Below are 14150 nucleotides of genomic sequence, written 5' to 3'. Positions count from 1 at the left end.
GTGTGCTCAGAATTCACTTGAAGTTCCATTAACGTTTCAGGCCAGAGGCCCGTTGAGCAATGGCACGAATCGCACAGCTCCCAGCACATGTCGGGAAAACCCGTTTTCCTCACGCACGATCAGCATCAGTTGTTGGACCTCACCGGAACCGACCGGAATCACCAGCCTGCCTCCGGGTGCCAGTTGATCGAGCAAGGCTTGAGGCACATCGGTCGCCACGGCGGTCACGATGATGCCATTGTAAGGCGCCAGCGCAGGCCAGCCTTCCCAGCCATCGCCCCAGCGAAAGACCACGTTGCGCAGGTTCAACTCCACCAGACGCTCCTTGGCCCGGTCCTGCAGCACCTTGATGCGCTCGACCGAGAAGACCCGCTCGACAAGTTGCGCCAGCACAGCGGTCTGATAGCCCGAGCCGGTACCGATTTCCAGCACCTTGTCCAGCGGACCGGCTGCCAGCAGCAGCTCGCTCATGCGCGCGACCATATAAGGCTGGGAAATGGTCTGGTTGTGGCCGATCGGCAAGGCCGTGTCTTCATACGCACGGTGGGCCAGGGCTTCATCGACGAACAGATGCCGGGGCGTCTTGCGGATGACATCCAGCACACGGGTATTGGACAAGCCTTCTTCATACAAGCGCTGGATCAGTCGCTCGCGAGTACGCTGCGAGGTCATGCCAATCCCGCGACGTAACAGATCATCTTGCTCGCGTGACATCAGATCAGTCCCTCCAGCCAGGTGTTCAGGCTGCTGAAGCCGTTCTGATAGGTTCGATCCAGTTGCAGCGGGGTAATCGAGACATAACCCTGCATGACCGCATGAAAATCGGTGCCTGCCCCGCCGTCTTCAGCATCGCCGGCCGCAGCGATCCAGTAGCCGGCACGGCCACGAGGGTCGACGACTTTCACCGGAGCGGCAGCGCGGGCACGATGGCCAAGGCGGGTCAGTTGAATCCCCCGGATGTGGTCGAGGGGCAGATTCGGAATATTGACATTCAGTACCGTACGCGGCGGGAGGTCCAGCTGTTCATGGGCCTCGACCAGCAGGCGCGCATAATGCGCCGCAGTCGCCAGGTTGTCCGGCTGGCGCGACAGAAACGAAAAGGCAAACGAAGGACGCTCCAGAAAGCGTCCTTCGAGGGCTGCGGCAACCGTACCGGAATACAGGACATCGTCCCCGAGGTTGGCGCCCAGGTTGATGCCCGAGACCACCATGTCCGGCTCGTGCTCCAGAAGGCCATTGAGCCCCAGATGCACGCAGTCGGTCGGCGTGCCATTGAGGCCGATGAAACCATTGGGCAGCGTATGCGGGTGCAACGGCCGGTCGAGGGTCAACGAGCTGCTGGCGCCGCTTTTGTCTTGATCGGGAGCGATAACCACACAGTCGGCATAATCCGCCAGCGCCGCGTACAGCGCCGCGAGACCGGGTGCAGTTACCCCATCATCGTTTGAAATCAGAATACGCATGGGCTATCCGTCTGCCCAACCGGCACCAGATCGACGAGTTCGCGCACCAATACAGTGGCAAAGCATCCGGGCGGAAGGACGAATTCCAGTTGCAAAATGTCAGGCTCGGGATAATGCCACGTCAAACGGCCAATGGGCAGCCGCAGTATGCGACGTTCGTGCTCCATTCCAGCCTTTATCAGCCATTCGCACAGAGCCGCCTGCTCAGCGGCAATGCGGTTTTCCAGTTCGGCGGTTGCGCCGCTCGCCGGGGAAGGCCCTTCACCCCACTGCGGACCAGTGGGATGCAGGTCCAGAATGTCGAGCCGGGGATCGCTGCACTCGGCAACACCGGCCGGGAAAAAGCTGCGGCTGTCGGTAAACGCCAGCAGGTCGCCGGGCTGGGCACGTTCCCAGGTGCCATCGGCTACCCGGGCATCCAGCACGCGGTTGAACAGGTAGCTGCGGGCCGTGGACAGCAACCGGGAACGCACATTGCGCTGCTCCGGCAAGGCCTTGCGCTCGGCGTAATGCCGGGCCTCGCCCAGATTGCCACCCTGGTAGCCAAAACGCTGGGCACCGAAATAATTGGGGATACCCTTGCGGGCAATGGATTCCAGACGCTGGTTCAGCGCGTCATGATCGGCATTCAATTGTGTCAGGCGCAAGGTGAAGCCATTGGCCGCATGAGCACCGCGCTGCAACTTGCGCTTGTGGCGGCTGCTCTTGAGGATCTGCAGGGTTTCGTCCTGGGCCGCCGAAAGATCGGGGTCGGCCTTGCCCGGCAATTGCAGGCTGAACCACTGACGGGTGAGCGCCTGACGGTCCTTCAGGCCTGCATAGCTGACGGTGCGCAACGGCACGCCTGCGGCACGGGCCAGACGACGGGCTGCGTCCTCGGTGTTGAGGCCGCGCTTCTCGACCCACAGCCAGAGATGCTCACCATCCCCGGACAAGGGAATATCGAGCACTTCATCGACCTGAAAATCTTCAGCCGTCGCCTTGAGAACGGCACTGCCCAGCGCCTCGCCATAGGCCCGCTGGCCCAGAAGTTCCAGTTCGGTCATGCGCGCAGCAACAGCGCGACGGCATGCACCGCGATGCCTTCTTCACGGCCGACGAAGCCGAGTTTTTCAGTAGTCGTGGCTTTTACGTTCACTTGATCCAACTCAACCTGGAGGTCTGCGGCTATCAAAGCGCGCATCGCATCGATATGCGGAGCCATCTTGGGTGCCTGGGCCACGATGGTGGCGTCGACGTTGCCGACTTTCCAGCCTTTGCCCTGTACCTGCTTGAGCACATGGCGAAGCAGTACACGGCTGTCCGCGCCTTTGAATTGCGGATCAGTGTCCGGAAAGTGCTTGCCGATATCGCCCAGCGCAGCGGCTCCCAGCAAGGCGTCGCTCAGCGCATGCAGCAGAACGTCGCCGTCGGAATGAGCCAGGAGGCCGAAACCGTGTGCAATCCGCACGCCGCCCAAGGTAATGAAATCGCCCTCAGCGAAACGGTGCACATCATAGCCATGGCCAATACGCATAGAAAAACGCCCTGAAAAAAGTCAGGGCGTGATTCTACCTGCTTTGGCGCAAGTTAGGGCCTGTCCCTGACAGTCATCCGTTCAGAGCCTGTGCATGATGACGCAGGTGGTCCTCGATGAAACTGGCAATGAAAAAGTAGCTGTGATCATAGCCGGGCTGCATCCGCAGGGTCAGCGGGTGCTGAGCCGCCTTCGCCGCCTGGACCAGTGCTTCGGGCTTGAGCTGATTGACCAGGAAGTCATCGCGGTCGCCCTGATCCACCAGGATCGGCAGTTTTTCACTGGCTTCGGCAATCAGTACCGTGGCATCCCACTCGCGCCAGCGTGAACGATCTTCGCCCAGATAACGGGAGAACGCCTTCTGTCCCCAAGGGCAATCCATGGGGTTGGTGATCGGCGAAAACGCCGAAACCGACTGGTAGCGCCCCGGGTTGCGCAAGGCACAGACCAGAGCCCCGTGACCACCCATGGAGTGACCACTGATCCCACGCGCCGCAGAAGCCGGGAAATGCTCCTCGACCAGAGCCGGCAGCTCATCGACCACGTAGTCGTGCATCCGGTAGTGCTTGGCCCAGGGTTGCGCCGTGGCGTTCAGGTAAAACCCGGCCCCGAGCCCGAAGTCCCAGGCGCCATCCGGATCATCCGGTACATCCGCGCCACGGGGGCTGGTGTCGGGTGCAACCAGGATCAACCCCAGTTCCGCAGCCACCCTCTGGGCAGCGGCTTTCTGCATGAAGTTTTCATCGTTGCAGGTCAGGCCGGACAGCCAGTACAGCACAGGCAACTTGCCGCCCTGCTCTGCTTGTGGCGGCAGGTAGACCGCAAACACCATGTCACAACCCAGCACCGCTGAATGATGCTTGTAACGCTTGAGCCAGCCGCCGAAGCTTTTCTGGCAGGACAGATTTTCCAGAGTCATGGTCGCAGGCTCCCGAGCTTCAAGTTTCAAGCCTCAAGCTGCAAGAGAGTCAGACGTGCTCCTCTTGCAGCTTATCGCTTGCCGCTTATAGCTGCTCTTCAGAAATGAATGACAGAACGAATGCTTTTGCCTTCGTGCATCAGGTCGAATGCCTTGTTGATGTCTTCAAGACCCATGGTGTGGGTGATGAAGGTATCCAGCGGGATTTCGCCGGTTTGCGACATGTCGACGTAGCTTGGCAATTCGGTACGACCACGCACGCCACCAAATGCCGAACCGCGCCAGACGCGACCGGTCACCAGCTGGAATGGACGGGTGGCGATTTCCTGGCCTGCACCGGCCACACCGATGATCACCGACTCGCCCCAACCCTTGTGGCAGCACTCCAGGGCAGCACGCATAAGCTGCACGTTGCCGATGCACTCGAAGGAGAAGTCCACGCCGCCATCGGTCATGTCCACGATCACTTCCTGGATCGGGCGATCAAAGTCTTTCGGGTTGACGCAATCGGTTGCACCCAGTTGCTTGGCGATTTCGAACTTGGCCGGGTTGATGTCGATGGCAATGATGCGCGCCGCCTTGGCCTTGACCGCACCAATCACAGCCGACAGACCAATGCCGCCCAGACCAAAGATGGCCACGGTGTCACCTGGTTTTACCTTGGCAGTGTTGAGCACCGCACCGATACCGGTGGTGACGCCGCAACCCAGCAGGCAGACCTTCTCCAGCGGGGCTTCTTTCTGGATTTTGGCGACCGAGATTTCCGGCAGGACGGTGTATTCGGAAAAGGTCGAAGTGCCCATGTAGTGGAAAATCGGCTGACCCTTATAGGAAAAGCGTGCAGTGCCATCCGGCATCAGGCCTTTGCCTTGGGTCGCACGGATCGACTGGCAGAGGTTGGTTTTGCCCGACAGACAGAATTTGCACTGGCGGCATTCCGGGGTGTACAGCGGAATAACATGATCACCCACGGCAACCGAGGTCACGCCTTCGCCGATGGCTTCGACAATCGCACCACCTTCGTGACCCAGAATCGCCGGGAAGATACCTTCCGGATCAGCACCGGAGAGCGTGTAGGCATCAGTGTGGCAAACGCCCGAAGCCACGACCCGCAGCAGCACTTCTCCCGCCTTGGGCATGGCGACATCGATTTCAACGATTTCCAATGGCTTCTTGGCTTCAAAGGCAACAGCAGCACGCGACTTGATCATCGATCTTCTCCAGCAAGATAAAAACAAGGTCTGGAGTGTAGTACAGTGCCGTTCAGTTAATAATCCAGACAAAAGCAAAACATTATTGCCATATAGGGATAATCGATGTACGCGAATCGCTGGGAAGGTCTGGACGAGTTCGTTGCGGTGGCCGAATGCGGGCAATTCACTGCGGCCGCCCAGCGCCTGGGTGTGTCTTCCTCCCATATCAGTCGCCAGATCGTGCGTCTTGAAGAGCGCCTGCAAACCCGTTTGCTGTACCGCAGCACACGGCGCGTAGCCTTGACCGAGGCCGGTCAGACATTTCTGCATCATTGCCAGCGCTTGCAGGATGGACGCGAAGAAGCCCTGCGCGCCGTTGGCGACCTGACCAGCGAACCGAAAGGCCTGCTGCGCATGACCTGCGCCGTGGCCTACGGCGAGCGCTTCATCACGCCCTTGGTCACGCGCTTCATGGATCTGTATCCGCAACTGCGGGTCGATATCGAGCTGAGCAACGACACGCTGGACCTGGTTCACGAAGGGATGGATCTTGCGATTCGCCTGGGTCGGCTACAGGATTCGCGCCTTGTCGCCGCAAGGCTGGCGCCGCGACGCATGTACCTGTGCGCATCGCCTTCCTATCTGGAGCGCTACGGTCGGCCGCACAGTCTTTCCGAGCTGAGTCGTCATAACTGCCTGATCGGTGGCAGTGACACCTGGCTGCTTCAGCAGAACGGCAGGGAGTTTTCACAACGGGTCCAGGGCAACTGGCGCTGCAACAGCGGCCAGGCGGTGCTGGACGCCGCATTGCAGGGTGTTGGTCTGTGCCAGCTCCCGGATTACTACGTGCAGGAACACTTGAAGAACGGCAACCTGATTTCCCTGCTCGAAGCGCATCAACCTCCCAACACCGCCGTCTGGGCGCTTTACCCGCAGCAGCGCCACTTGTCGCCCAAGGTGCGCAAGCTGGTCGATTACCTCAAGGAAGGTCTGGCGATGCGGGAAGAGTACAGAACCTAGTTGCCCATGGACCTGCGCTGACGCAGCCACTCGAGGTCTTCGGGACGGGTCACCTTGATATTGTCGGAACGCCCTTCGATAAGACGCGGCGACTGCCCTGCCCACTCGATGGCCGAAGCTTCATCGGTGATGCTGACATTCGACACCTGGCTGTCCGCCAGCGCCCGATGCAAGGCGCCGAGACGAAACATCTGCGGCGTGTAGGCTTGCCAGATCAGGCTGCGATCAACGGTCTGCGCCACACGGCCATGTTCGTCGGCACGCTTGAGGGTATCGCGAGCCGGTACCGCCAGCAGGCCGCCTACCGGATCGTCCGCCAGTTCGCCCAGCAGGTTGTCCAGATCGCTTCGGGCAAGATTGGGACGTGCCGCATCGTGAACCAGCACCCAGTCGTCATCGCTGGCGCCCTGGGCATGCAGGTGCAGCAAGGCATTGAGTACCGAGTCCGAACGTTCCTTGCCGCCATCCACACGCTGGATACGCGAATCCAGGGCACACGGCAGGGTTGGCCAGTAAGGATCATCCACAGCCAGACTGATCACCATGCCCTTGAGGCGCGGGTGATCGAGAAAGCAAAGCAGGCTGTGTTCAAGAATAGTGAGGCCGCCCAGTTGCAGGTACTGCTTGGGACGGTCTGCTGCCATGCGAGCACCAACGCCCGCGGCAGGAATCACTGCCCAGAAGGCAGGAAGAGAGTTTTTCATTGCGCCAACTGATAGAGAGTTTCGCCGTCCTTGACCATGCCCAGCTCATGACGGGCACGTTCTTCAACGGTTTCAAGGCCCTTTTTCAGTTCCATGACTTCAGCATCCAGAACGCGGTTTCGTTCGAGCAGAACTTCGTTTTCGGCATGCTGTTCTGCAATTTGCTCGGTCAGGCTGGCCACTTGCGCCAGACTTCCGTTACCTACCCACAGGCGATACTGAAGACCACCTAGCAGCAGGATCAGGATGAGGAACAACCAGTTAGGACTGCGCATGAAATATCAGGTACCCAGTAAAAAAGACTGCAGAGCCAGCAATATGAACAATCGACTGAGGGCATTGAGCCTGACATAAGCCAGGCTCAATCACTCCTGATTACAGCGGAGCGTCCGCATCAGGGCTGCAAATATGTCGGCATGACCGGCTTTTTCTGCAGCACCTGTCTTTTACCATCTACGACTCAGCCGCGAAACTCTGCGCGACCACGGTACACGGCTTTGCTACCCAGTTGCTCTTCGATACGCAGCAATTGGTTGTACTTGGAAACGCGGTCGGAGCGGCACAGCGAACCGGTCTTGATCTGACCCGCCGAAGTACCGACTGCCAGATCGGCAATGGTCGAATCTTCGGTTTCACCGGAACGGTGCGAGATCACGGCCGTATAACCGGCAGCCTTGGCCATCTGGATGGCTTCCAGGGTTTCGGTCAGGGTACCGATCTGGTTGAACTTGATCAGGATCGAGTTGGCGATCTTCTTGTCGATGCCTTCTTTCAGGATCTTGGTGTTGGTCACGAACAGGTCGTCACCGACCAGTTGAACCTTGTCGCCGATCTTGTCGGTCAGGACTTTCCAGCCTGCCCAGTCGGACTCGTCCAGACCGTCTTCGATGGAGATGATCGGGTAACGGTTGGCCAGGCCAGCCAGGTAGTCGGCAAAACCGGCGGCGTCGAAGGAGTGACCTTCGCCCGACAGGTTGTACTTGCCGCCGTCGTAGAACTCGCTCGCAGCGCAGTCCAGAGCCAGGGTCACGTCGGTGCCCAGTTTGTAACCGGCATTGGCCACAGCTTCGGAGATGGCGCCCAGGGCGTCTTCGTTGGAAGCCAGGTTAGGTGCGAAACCACCTTCGTCACCCACTGCGGTGTTCAGGCCACGAGCCTTCAGAACAGCCTTGAGGTGATGGAAAATCTCGGTGCCCATGCGCAGCGCATCGGAGAAGGTCTTGGCGCCAACCGGCTGAACCATGAACTCCTGGATATCGATGTTGTTATCGGCGTGCTCGCCACCGTTGATGATGTTCATCATCGGAACCGGCATCGAGTAGACGCCCGGCGTGCCGTTGAGGTTGGCGATGTGAGCGTAGAGCGGCAGATCCTGATCCTGCGCAGCGGCCTTGGCGGCAGCCAGGGAAACGGCGAGGATGGCGTTGGCGCCCAGGCTTGCCTTGTTCTCGGTACCGTCCAGCTTGATCATCGCCTGATCCAGCGCCTTCTGGTCAACCGGGTCCTTGCCCAGCAGCAGGTCGCGGATCGGACCATTGATGTTGGCTACAGCCTTGAGAACACCTTTGCCCAGGTAACGGCTCTTGTCGCCATCACGCAGCTCGAGCGCTTCACGCGAGCCGGTTGAAGCACCCGACGGCGCGCATGCGGTGCCGATGATGCCGTTATCGAGGAGCACATCTGCTTCCACGGTGGGATTGCCACGGGAGTCGAGAACTTCACGACCTTTGATGTCGACGATTTTTGCCATTGTTGTAAACACTCCAAGATTGACGAAAACGACGCAGCTGGGAAAAAACGATTATCGCTGTCAGGCAAGAAACGAGGCAGGCCTGAATGAGACAACCCCCGACACAAGGACGGGGGAACGGCACTTTACCGGAGAACCGGACTCAAGCGGTCTCGACTGCAGGAAAACTTTTGACCAGTTCATCCAGAGCCTTGAGCTGAGCCAGGAACGGCTCCAGCTTGTCCAGACGCAAGGCACAAGGGCCGTCGCATTTGGCATTGTCAGGATCGGGATGCGCTTCAAGGAACAGGCCGGCCAGATTCTGACTGATGCCGGCCTTGGCCAGTTCCAGAACCTGGGCGCGACGGCCACCGGCCGAATCGGCGCGACCACCCGGCATCTGCAGGGAATGGGTCACGTCGAAGAACACCGGATAGTCGAACTGCTTCATGATGCCGAAGCCGAGCATGTCCACGACCAGGTTGTTGTAACCGAAGCTGGAACCACGCTCGCACAGGATCAATTGATCGTTACCGGCCTCTTCGCACTTGGTCAGGATGTGTTTCATTTCCTGAGGCGCGAGGAACTGGGCTTTCTTGATATTGATCACGGCACCGGTCCTGGCCATCGCCACAACCAGATCGGTCTGGCGTGACAGGAAGGCCGGCAACTGGATGATGTCGCAGACTTCGGCAACCACTGCAGCCTGCTCAGGCTCATGCACGTCGGTGATCAGCGGAACATTGAAGGTCTTCTTGATCTCTTCGAAGATCCGCATGCCCGCTTCCAGACCCGGCCCACGGTAGGACGTGACCGAAGAGCGGTTGGCCTTGTCGAAGCTGGCCTTGAACACGTAAGGGATACCGAGCTTTTCGGTAACCCGTACATATTCTTCACAGACCTGCATGGCCATGTCCCGGGACTCCAGCACGTTCATGCCGCCAAACAGGACCATTGGCTTGTCGTTGGCAATCTCGATGGAACCTACACGGATGATTTTCTGAGCCATGTTCTGATATCCCTGTCAGGCGTTCTTCTGATGTTGAGCCAGTGCAGCCTTGACGAAGCCGCTGAACAGCGGATGGCCGTCGCGAGGCGTCGAAGTGAACTCGGGGTGGAACTGGCAAGCGACGAACCATGGATGATCCGGAGCTTCGACCACTTCGACCAGCGCGCCGTCACCGGAACGACCGGAAATCTTCAGACCGGCTTCGATCAGTTGCGGCAGCAGCTTGTTGTTCACTTCATAACGATGGCGATGGCGCTCGACAATGACGTCGCTGGCATAGCAATCGTGAACCAGGGAGCCGGCTTCGAGCTGGCATTCCTGCGCGCCCAGGCGCATGGTGCCGCCCAGATCGGACGTTTCGGTACGGGTTTCAACGGCACCGGTAGCGTCTTCCCACTCGGTGATCAGACCGACGACAGCGTGCGCGCTGGTACGGTCGAACTCGGTGGAGTTGGCATCCTTCCAGCCCAGCACGTTACGGGCGAACTCGATAACGGCCACTTGCATGCCCAGGCAGATACCCAGGTAAGGCACCTTGTTCTCGCGAGCGAATTGCACGGCTGTGATCTTGCCTTCGACACCACGCAGGCCGAAACCGCCAGGAACCAGGATCGCATCCACACCTTCGAGCAGGCTGGTGCCCTGGTTCTCGATGTCTTCGGAGTCGATGTAACGCAGGTTGACCTTGGTGCGGTTGGTGATACCGGCGTGGCTCATGGCTTCGATCAACGACTTGTAGGCGTCGAGCAGTTCCATGTACTTGCCGACCATCGCGATGGTGACTTCGTGCTCGGGGTTGAGCTTGGCATCGACCACCTTGTCCCATTCGGACAGGTCGGCACCACCGCATTGCAGGCCGAAACGCTCGACGACGAAATCGTCCAGACCCTGAGCGTGCAGCATGCCCGGGATCTTGTAGATGGTGTCGGCGTCTTCCAGGGAAATGACCGCACGTTCTTCAACGTTGGTGAACAGCGCGATCTTGCGGCGCGAGGACACATCGACGTGATGGTCGGAGCGGCAGATCAGCACGTCAGGCTGCAGGCCGATGGAGCGCAGCTCCTTGACCGAGTGCTGGGTAGGCTTGGTCTTGGTTTCGCCAGCGGTGGCGATGTACGGAACCAGCGTCAGGTGCATCAGCATGGCGCGCTTGGCACCGATTTCGACGCGCAGCTGGCGGATGGCTTCCAGGAACGGTTGCGACTCGATGTCACCCACGGTGCCGCCGATCTCGACCAGAGCAACGTCGGCATCACCGGCGCCCTTGATGATACGGCGCTTGATCTCGTCGGTGATGTGCGGGATGACCTGAATGGTCGCGCCCAGATAATCACCACGGCGCTCCTTGCGCAGGACGTGTTCGTACACACGGCCAGTGGTGAAGTTGTTGTTCTGGGTCATGGTAGTGCGGATGAACCGCTCATAGTGGCCAAGGTCCAGGTCGGTTTCTGCGCCGTCATGGGTGACGAACACTTCACCGTGCTGGAAAGGACTCATGGTCCCCGGATCCACGTTGATGTAGGGGTCCAGCTTGAGCATGGTGACCTTAAGTCCCCTCGCCTCCAGGATGGCCGCCAATGAAGCCGAGGCAATGCCTTTCCCCAATGAAGAAACAACACCGCCCGTGACGAAGATGTAGCGCGTCATGAAAAACCCTAGAAGTCTGCGTTAAAGCGGTCAGAGCCGCCGGGGAAAGCGAAGGAAGGCCGAAGCCCCCGATTACCGACAAAATTCACGGTGCACTCCCGAAACTGCTGCGTTTGAACCGACATGCCAGAAGCTTGTCCATTGGCGCCACATTTTAAGAATCGCCCAGTAAACACTGGTTGGTAACCGGCAACTTGCGTTGGTTCAAAAGAGCCAACAGAAGCTGTATCAAGAAGGGAGCGTAGTCTACCTGAAAGGGCCTTTCAGCTCAAACTTTGGTCGCTCGTCGGTGCAATCCAGTGCAAGCGCCAGTTTCCACGGGATGCGCCGTCCAGCCCCGGCAGGTTGGCGATGGCCAACAGTTCATCGTCACGATAGAGCAGCGGCAATCTGCCGCGCACGAACAGCGGCACGCCACGCTCATTGAGCAGACGCTTGAGATCGCGATGACCACGCCCTTCTACCTGCATGACTTCGCCGCCCTGACGGTAGCGGATCTGCAAGGGACCGGCAGGCCCGTCACCCTCGATCAACACCTGACCATTACCCGGCAGACTCAACGGACTGGATGCATCAGGCCAGGGCGACAGCCCCTCGGAAGACTGCAACCAGCTACCCGACAGCCACCAGACATGCCCATCGGCCCGATGCAGCTCACCATCGGCCAGCCGCCACAAGGGCCGTGCGCCTTCCGCCGCATTGCACAAGGTTTCCCAGCCCGCCCAGTGATCGGTATCCGGCAGCCGCGTCAGCGGTGCCAGCCAGTGGCGCAACGCATTGCGCTGTCGGGCGGCGGACAGACAGGCCAGCGGTTCCAGAGCCAGTACCGGCATACCCAGCCAGGCAAAGGCGGTAGTGGGTCGGGCATTGGCCAGATCCTGCTCTGCCAGCTCACCCAGCAATTGCTCGGCCTCGCCCATGTGCTCGGCAGTACGTGCCATGCTGGCGGACACCTGCGGCCAGCGCGATGCCAGCAAAGGCATGACCTGGCTGCGCAGAAAATTGCGGGAGAGTTGTTGATCCTGATTGCTGGGATCTTCGACCCAGCTCAAGCCATGCTGCCGGGCGTAGTCTTCCAGCTCCCTACGGGAAACCGATAACAGCGGCCGCAGCATGTGCCCCTTGCCTATGGCCCGCTGCAGCGGCATGGAAGCAAGCCCCCGAACACCGGCACCTCGCAACAGACGAAACAGCAAGGTTTCAGCCTGATCGTCACGGTGCTGCGCCGTCAGCAACATATCCCCTTCCCCCAACCGCTCAACGAAGGCCGCATAACGCGCTTCACGGGCCGCCTGCTCGATGCTTGCGCCAGGCTTCACCTGAACCGCCACACTCTGGAAGGAAACGCCGAGTTTCAGACAGACCTGTCGACAATGCTCCGGCCAGGCATCGGCAGCGGCCTGCAGGCCGTGGTGAACATGGATGGCATTCAGAGGCGGCAGGCTCTCGCGCTTAGCAAGCTCAGCCAGGAGGTGCAGCAATACAGTGGAATCCAGGCCGCCGGAGAAACCGACATGCCAGACAGGCGCGTTACGCCAGGGAGCCAGGACCTGAAGCAGTCTGGCGGAAAGATCGTGACCGCTATGCTCATACACAGAAAGATCGCAGCCCTGTAGGAGTAATGTCGATCAGTTAAGGCATACCTGTCACTTGTGGGAGGGGCCTTGGCCGCGACGACCTGCTTACAGCCAACACATTTTCAGCGCCTGAACTGGCTGTCGCGGCCAAGGCCCCTCCCACGGACGGTGACTCTGCCACCTGTTTTTGAAATCAGCCTCTCAACTGGTCGGCATTACTCTGGAGCGGATTCATCCGCGAAAGCCAGGACACCGGGCATCAACCGATACAACGCTTTTCGCGAATGAATTCGCTCCTACGGGAAACAGGAGCGAATTCATTCGCGAAGAAACAAAGCTATATCAGAGGCCGTAGCTCATCAGACGCTCATAACGACGAGCCAGCAGGGTATCGTTATCCAGCTTCTTGAGCATTGCCAACTGGCTGCTCAGTTCTGCACGAATGGTGGCAGATGCAGCAGCCGGGTCACGGTGTGCGCCGCCCAGAGGCTCACTGATCACTTTATCAACGATACCCAGGCCCTTCAGGCGCTCGGCAGTGATACCCATGGCTTCGGCAGCATCCGGAGCCTTCTCGGCCGTTTTCCACAGGATCGACGCACAGCCTTCCGGGGAAATAACCGCATAGGTCGAATACTGCAGCATGTTCAACTGGTCGCAGACGCCAATGGCCAGCGCACCACCGGAACCGCCTTCACCGATAACGGTAGCGATGATCGGCGTCTTCAGGCGAGCCATGACACGCAGGTTCCAGGCAATGGCTTCGCTCTGGTTGCGCTCTTCGGCGTCGATGCCCGGATAGGCGCCCGGCGTATCGATGAAGGTCAGGATCGGCATCTTGAAACGCTCGGCCATTTCCATCAGACGGCAGGCCTTGCGATAGCCTTCAGGACGCGGCATACCGAAGTTGCGGCGAACCTTTTCACGGACTTCACGGCCTTTCTGGTGACCGATCACCATGACAGGCTGGTCTTCCAGGCGAGCGATACCGCCCACAATGGCCGCGTCATCGGAGAAATGGCGGTCGCCGTGCAACTCATCGAACTCGGTGAAGATGTGTTCGATGTAGTCCAGGGTGTAAGGGCGACGTGGGTGACGCGCCATGCGCGCGATCTGCCAACTGGTCAGATTGCCGAAGATGCTTTCGGTGAGCGTATTGCTCTTGTCTTGCAGCCGGGCAATTTCATCGCTGATGTTCAGCGAGTTGTCATTACCGACCAAACGCAGTTCTTCGATCTTGGCTTGCAAGTCAGCGATAGGCTGTTCGAAATCAAGAAAATTCGGGTTCATAGGCATCCGTCTTGGGTCGACGGCCAAGAGGCCGGCCGGTTGATCCGTCAGCGCCCTTTCCCATGGAAAGAGCGCGTTCCGGT

General features: G+C 59.4%; 14 protein-coding genes. 1 reads left to right on the top strand and 13 read right to left on the bottom strand.

Features of this window, described 5'->3' with window-relative positions; all coding sequences use genetic code 11:
- Positions 1-36: 36 nt before the first annotated feature.
- The 6 genes from KQP88_RS06220 to KQP88_RS06195 form a co-directional block, all read right to left on the bottom strand.
- Entirely contained in the window at positions 37-672 is a 636-nt protein-coding gene (locus tag KQP88_RS06220; protein ID WP_176767549.1) for a protein-L-isoaspartate(D-aspartate) O-methyltransferase, read from the bottom strand.
- A gap of 41 nt (positions 673-713) precedes the next feature.
- Positions 714-1463, bottom strand: a complete 750-nt coding sequence (gene surE / locus KQP88_RS06215) for a 5'/3'-nucleotidase SurE (protein ID WP_025258971.1) — start codon at positions 1461-1463, stop codon at positions 714-716.
- The gene (gene truD / locus KQP88_RS06210; RefSeq protein ID WP_216705117.1) at positions 1451-2509 is read right to left on the bottom strand and encodes a tRNA pseudouridine(13) synthase TruD; all 1059 of its coding nucleotides are present in this window, start codon (positions 2507-2509) and stop codon (positions 1451-1453) included. The genes surE and truD overlap by 13 nt, the downstream gene beginning before the upstream one ends.
- On the bottom strand, positions 2506-2979 hold the full coding sequence (gene ispF, locus KQP88_RS06205) for a 2-C-methyl-D-erythritol 2,4-cyclodiphosphate synthase (protein WP_025258969.1): 474 nt from the start codon (positions 2977-2979) through the stop codon (positions 2506-2508). The genes truD and ispF overlap by 4 nt, the downstream gene beginning before the upstream one ends.
- A 73-nt stretch (positions 2980-3052) precedes the next feature.
- On the bottom strand, positions 3053-3898 hold the full coding sequence (gene fghA, locus KQP88_RS06200) for an S-formylglutathione hydrolase (RefSeq protein ID WP_122321353.1): 846 nt from the start codon (positions 3896-3898) through the stop codon (positions 3053-3055).
- A 98-nt stretch (positions 3899-3996) separates the two neighbouring features.
- A complete protein-coding gene (locus tag KQP88_RS06195; RefSeq protein ID WP_117164619.1) occupies positions 3997-5109 on the bottom strand; it encodes an S-(hydroxymethyl)glutathione dehydrogenase/class III alcohol dehydrogenase in 1113 nt (370 codons plus the stop codon).
- Between the two features lie 105 nt (positions 5110-5214).
- On the opposite strand from KQP88_RS06195, the gene KQP88_RS06190 reads away from it, so the two are divergent.
- Positions 5215-6111, top strand: coding sequence for a LysR substrate-binding domain-containing protein (locus tag KQP88_RS06190; protein WP_198724949.1), 897 nt, complete (start codon positions 5215-5217; stop codon positions 6109-6111).
- Here KQP88_RS06190 and ispD read toward each other — a convergent pair.
- From ispD to KQP88_RS06155, 7 genes are all read right to left on the bottom strand, one after another.
- On the bottom strand, positions 6108-6815 hold the full coding sequence (gene ispD / locus KQP88_RS06185; protein WP_025258965.1) for a 2-C-methyl-D-erythritol 4-phosphate cytidylyltransferase: 708 nt from the start codon (positions 6813-6815) through the stop codon (positions 6108-6110). The genes KQP88_RS06190 and ispD overlap by 4 nt on opposite strands.
- Positions 6812-7090 (bottom strand): cell division protein FtsB, encoded by a 279-nt coding sequence (gene ftsB, locus KQP88_RS06180; protein WP_025258964.1) that lies wholly within the window; start codon positions 7088-7090, stop codon positions 6812-6814. The genes ispD and ftsB overlap by 4 nt, the downstream gene beginning before the upstream one ends.
- A gap of 185 nt (positions 7091-7275) precedes the next feature.
- Positions 7276-8565 (bottom strand): phosphopyruvate hydratase, encoded by a 1290-nt coding sequence (eno, locus tag KQP88_RS06175; protein ID WP_216705116.1) that lies wholly within the window; start codon positions 8563-8565, stop codon positions 7276-7278.
- Between the two features lie 142 nt (positions 8566-8707).
- Positions 8708-9553, bottom strand: coding sequence for a 3-deoxy-8-phosphooctulonate synthase (kdsA, locus tag KQP88_RS06170; RefSeq protein WP_025258962.1), 846 nt, complete (start codon positions 9551-9553; stop codon positions 8708-8710).
- A 15-nt stretch (positions 9554-9568) separates the two neighbouring features.
- Positions 9569-11200, bottom strand: coding sequence for a CTP synthase (locus tag KQP88_RS06165; RefSeq protein ID WP_216705115.1), 1632 nt, complete (start codon positions 11198-11200; stop codon positions 9569-9571).
- Positions 11201-11463: 263 nt separating this feature from the next.
- The gene (gene tilS, locus KQP88_RS06160; protein ID WP_216705114.1) at positions 11464-12795 is read right to left on the bottom strand and encodes a tRNA lysidine(34) synthetase TilS; all 1332 of its coding nucleotides are present in this window, start codon (positions 12793-12795) and stop codon (positions 11464-11466) included.
- A 324-nt stretch (positions 12796-13119) separates the two neighbouring features.
- Positions 13120-14067 (bottom strand): acetyl-CoA carboxylase carboxyltransferase subunit alpha, encoded by a 948-nt coding sequence (locus KQP88_RS06155; RefSeq protein ID WP_200993479.1) that lies wholly within the window; start codon positions 14065-14067, stop codon positions 13120-13122.
- Positions 14068-14150: the final 83 nt, after the last annotated feature.

It is taken from the genome of Pseudomonas lijiangensis, from assembly GCF_018968705.1.
GTDB classification, from domain to species: domain Bacteria; phylum Pseudomonadota; class Gammaproteobacteria; order Pseudomonadales; family Pseudomonadaceae; genus Aquipseudomonas; species Aquipseudomonas lijiangensis.
The sequence above is the reverse complement of the archived record's forward strand: the minus strand, read 5'-3'. Positions and strand labels throughout refer to the sequence as shown.

Coding starts and splice junctions, on each gene's coding strand:
- surE (WP_025258971.1), bottom strand. CDS start 1,463: ATGCGTATTCTGATTTCAAACGATGATGGGGTAACTGCACCCGGTCTC.
- fghA (WP_122321353.1), bottom strand. CDS start 3,898: ATGACTCTGGAAAATCTGTCCTGCCAGAAAAGCTTCGGCGGCTGGCTC.
- KQP88_RS06155 (WP_200993479.1), bottom strand. CDS start 14,067: ATGAACCCGAATTTTCTTGATTTCGAACAGCCTATCGCTGACTTGCAA.
- KQP88_RS06190 (WP_198724949.1), top strand. CDS start 5,215: ATGTACGCGAATCGCTGGGAAGGTCTGGACGAGTTCGTTGCGGTGGCC.
- KQP88_RS06220 (WP_176767549.1), bottom strand. CDS start 672: ATGACCTCGCAGCGTACTCGCGAGCGACTGATCCAGCGCTTGTATGAA.
- ftsB (WP_025258964.1), bottom strand. CDS start 7,090: ATGCGCAGTCCTAACTGGTTGTTCCTCATCCTGATCCTGCTGCTAGGT.
- ispF (WP_025258969.1), bottom strand. CDS start 2,979: ATGCGTATTGGCCATGGCTATGATGTGCACCGTTTCGCTGAGGGCGAT.
- kdsA (WP_025258962.1), bottom strand. CDS start 9,553: ATGGCTCAGAAAATCATCCGTGTAGGTTCCATCGAGATTGCCAACGAC.
- KQP88_RS06165 (WP_216705115.1), bottom strand. CDS start 11,200: ATGACGCGCTACATCTTCGTCACGGGCGGTGTTGTTTCTTCATTGGGG.
- truD (WP_216705117.1), bottom strand. CDS start 2,509: ATGACCGAACTGGAACTTCTGGGCCAGCGGGCCTATGGCGAGGCGCTG.
- KQP88_RS06195 (WP_117164619.1), bottom strand. CDS start 5,109: ATGATCAAGTCGCGTGCTGCTGTTGCCTTTGAAGCCAAGAAGCCATTG.
- eno (WP_216705116.1), bottom strand. CDS start 8,565: ATGGCAAAAATCGTCGACATCAAAGGTCGTGAAGTTCTCGACTCCCGT.
- ispD (WP_025258965.1), bottom strand. CDS start 6,815: ATGAAAAACTCTCTTCCTGCCTTCTGGGCAGTGATTCCTGCCGCGGGC.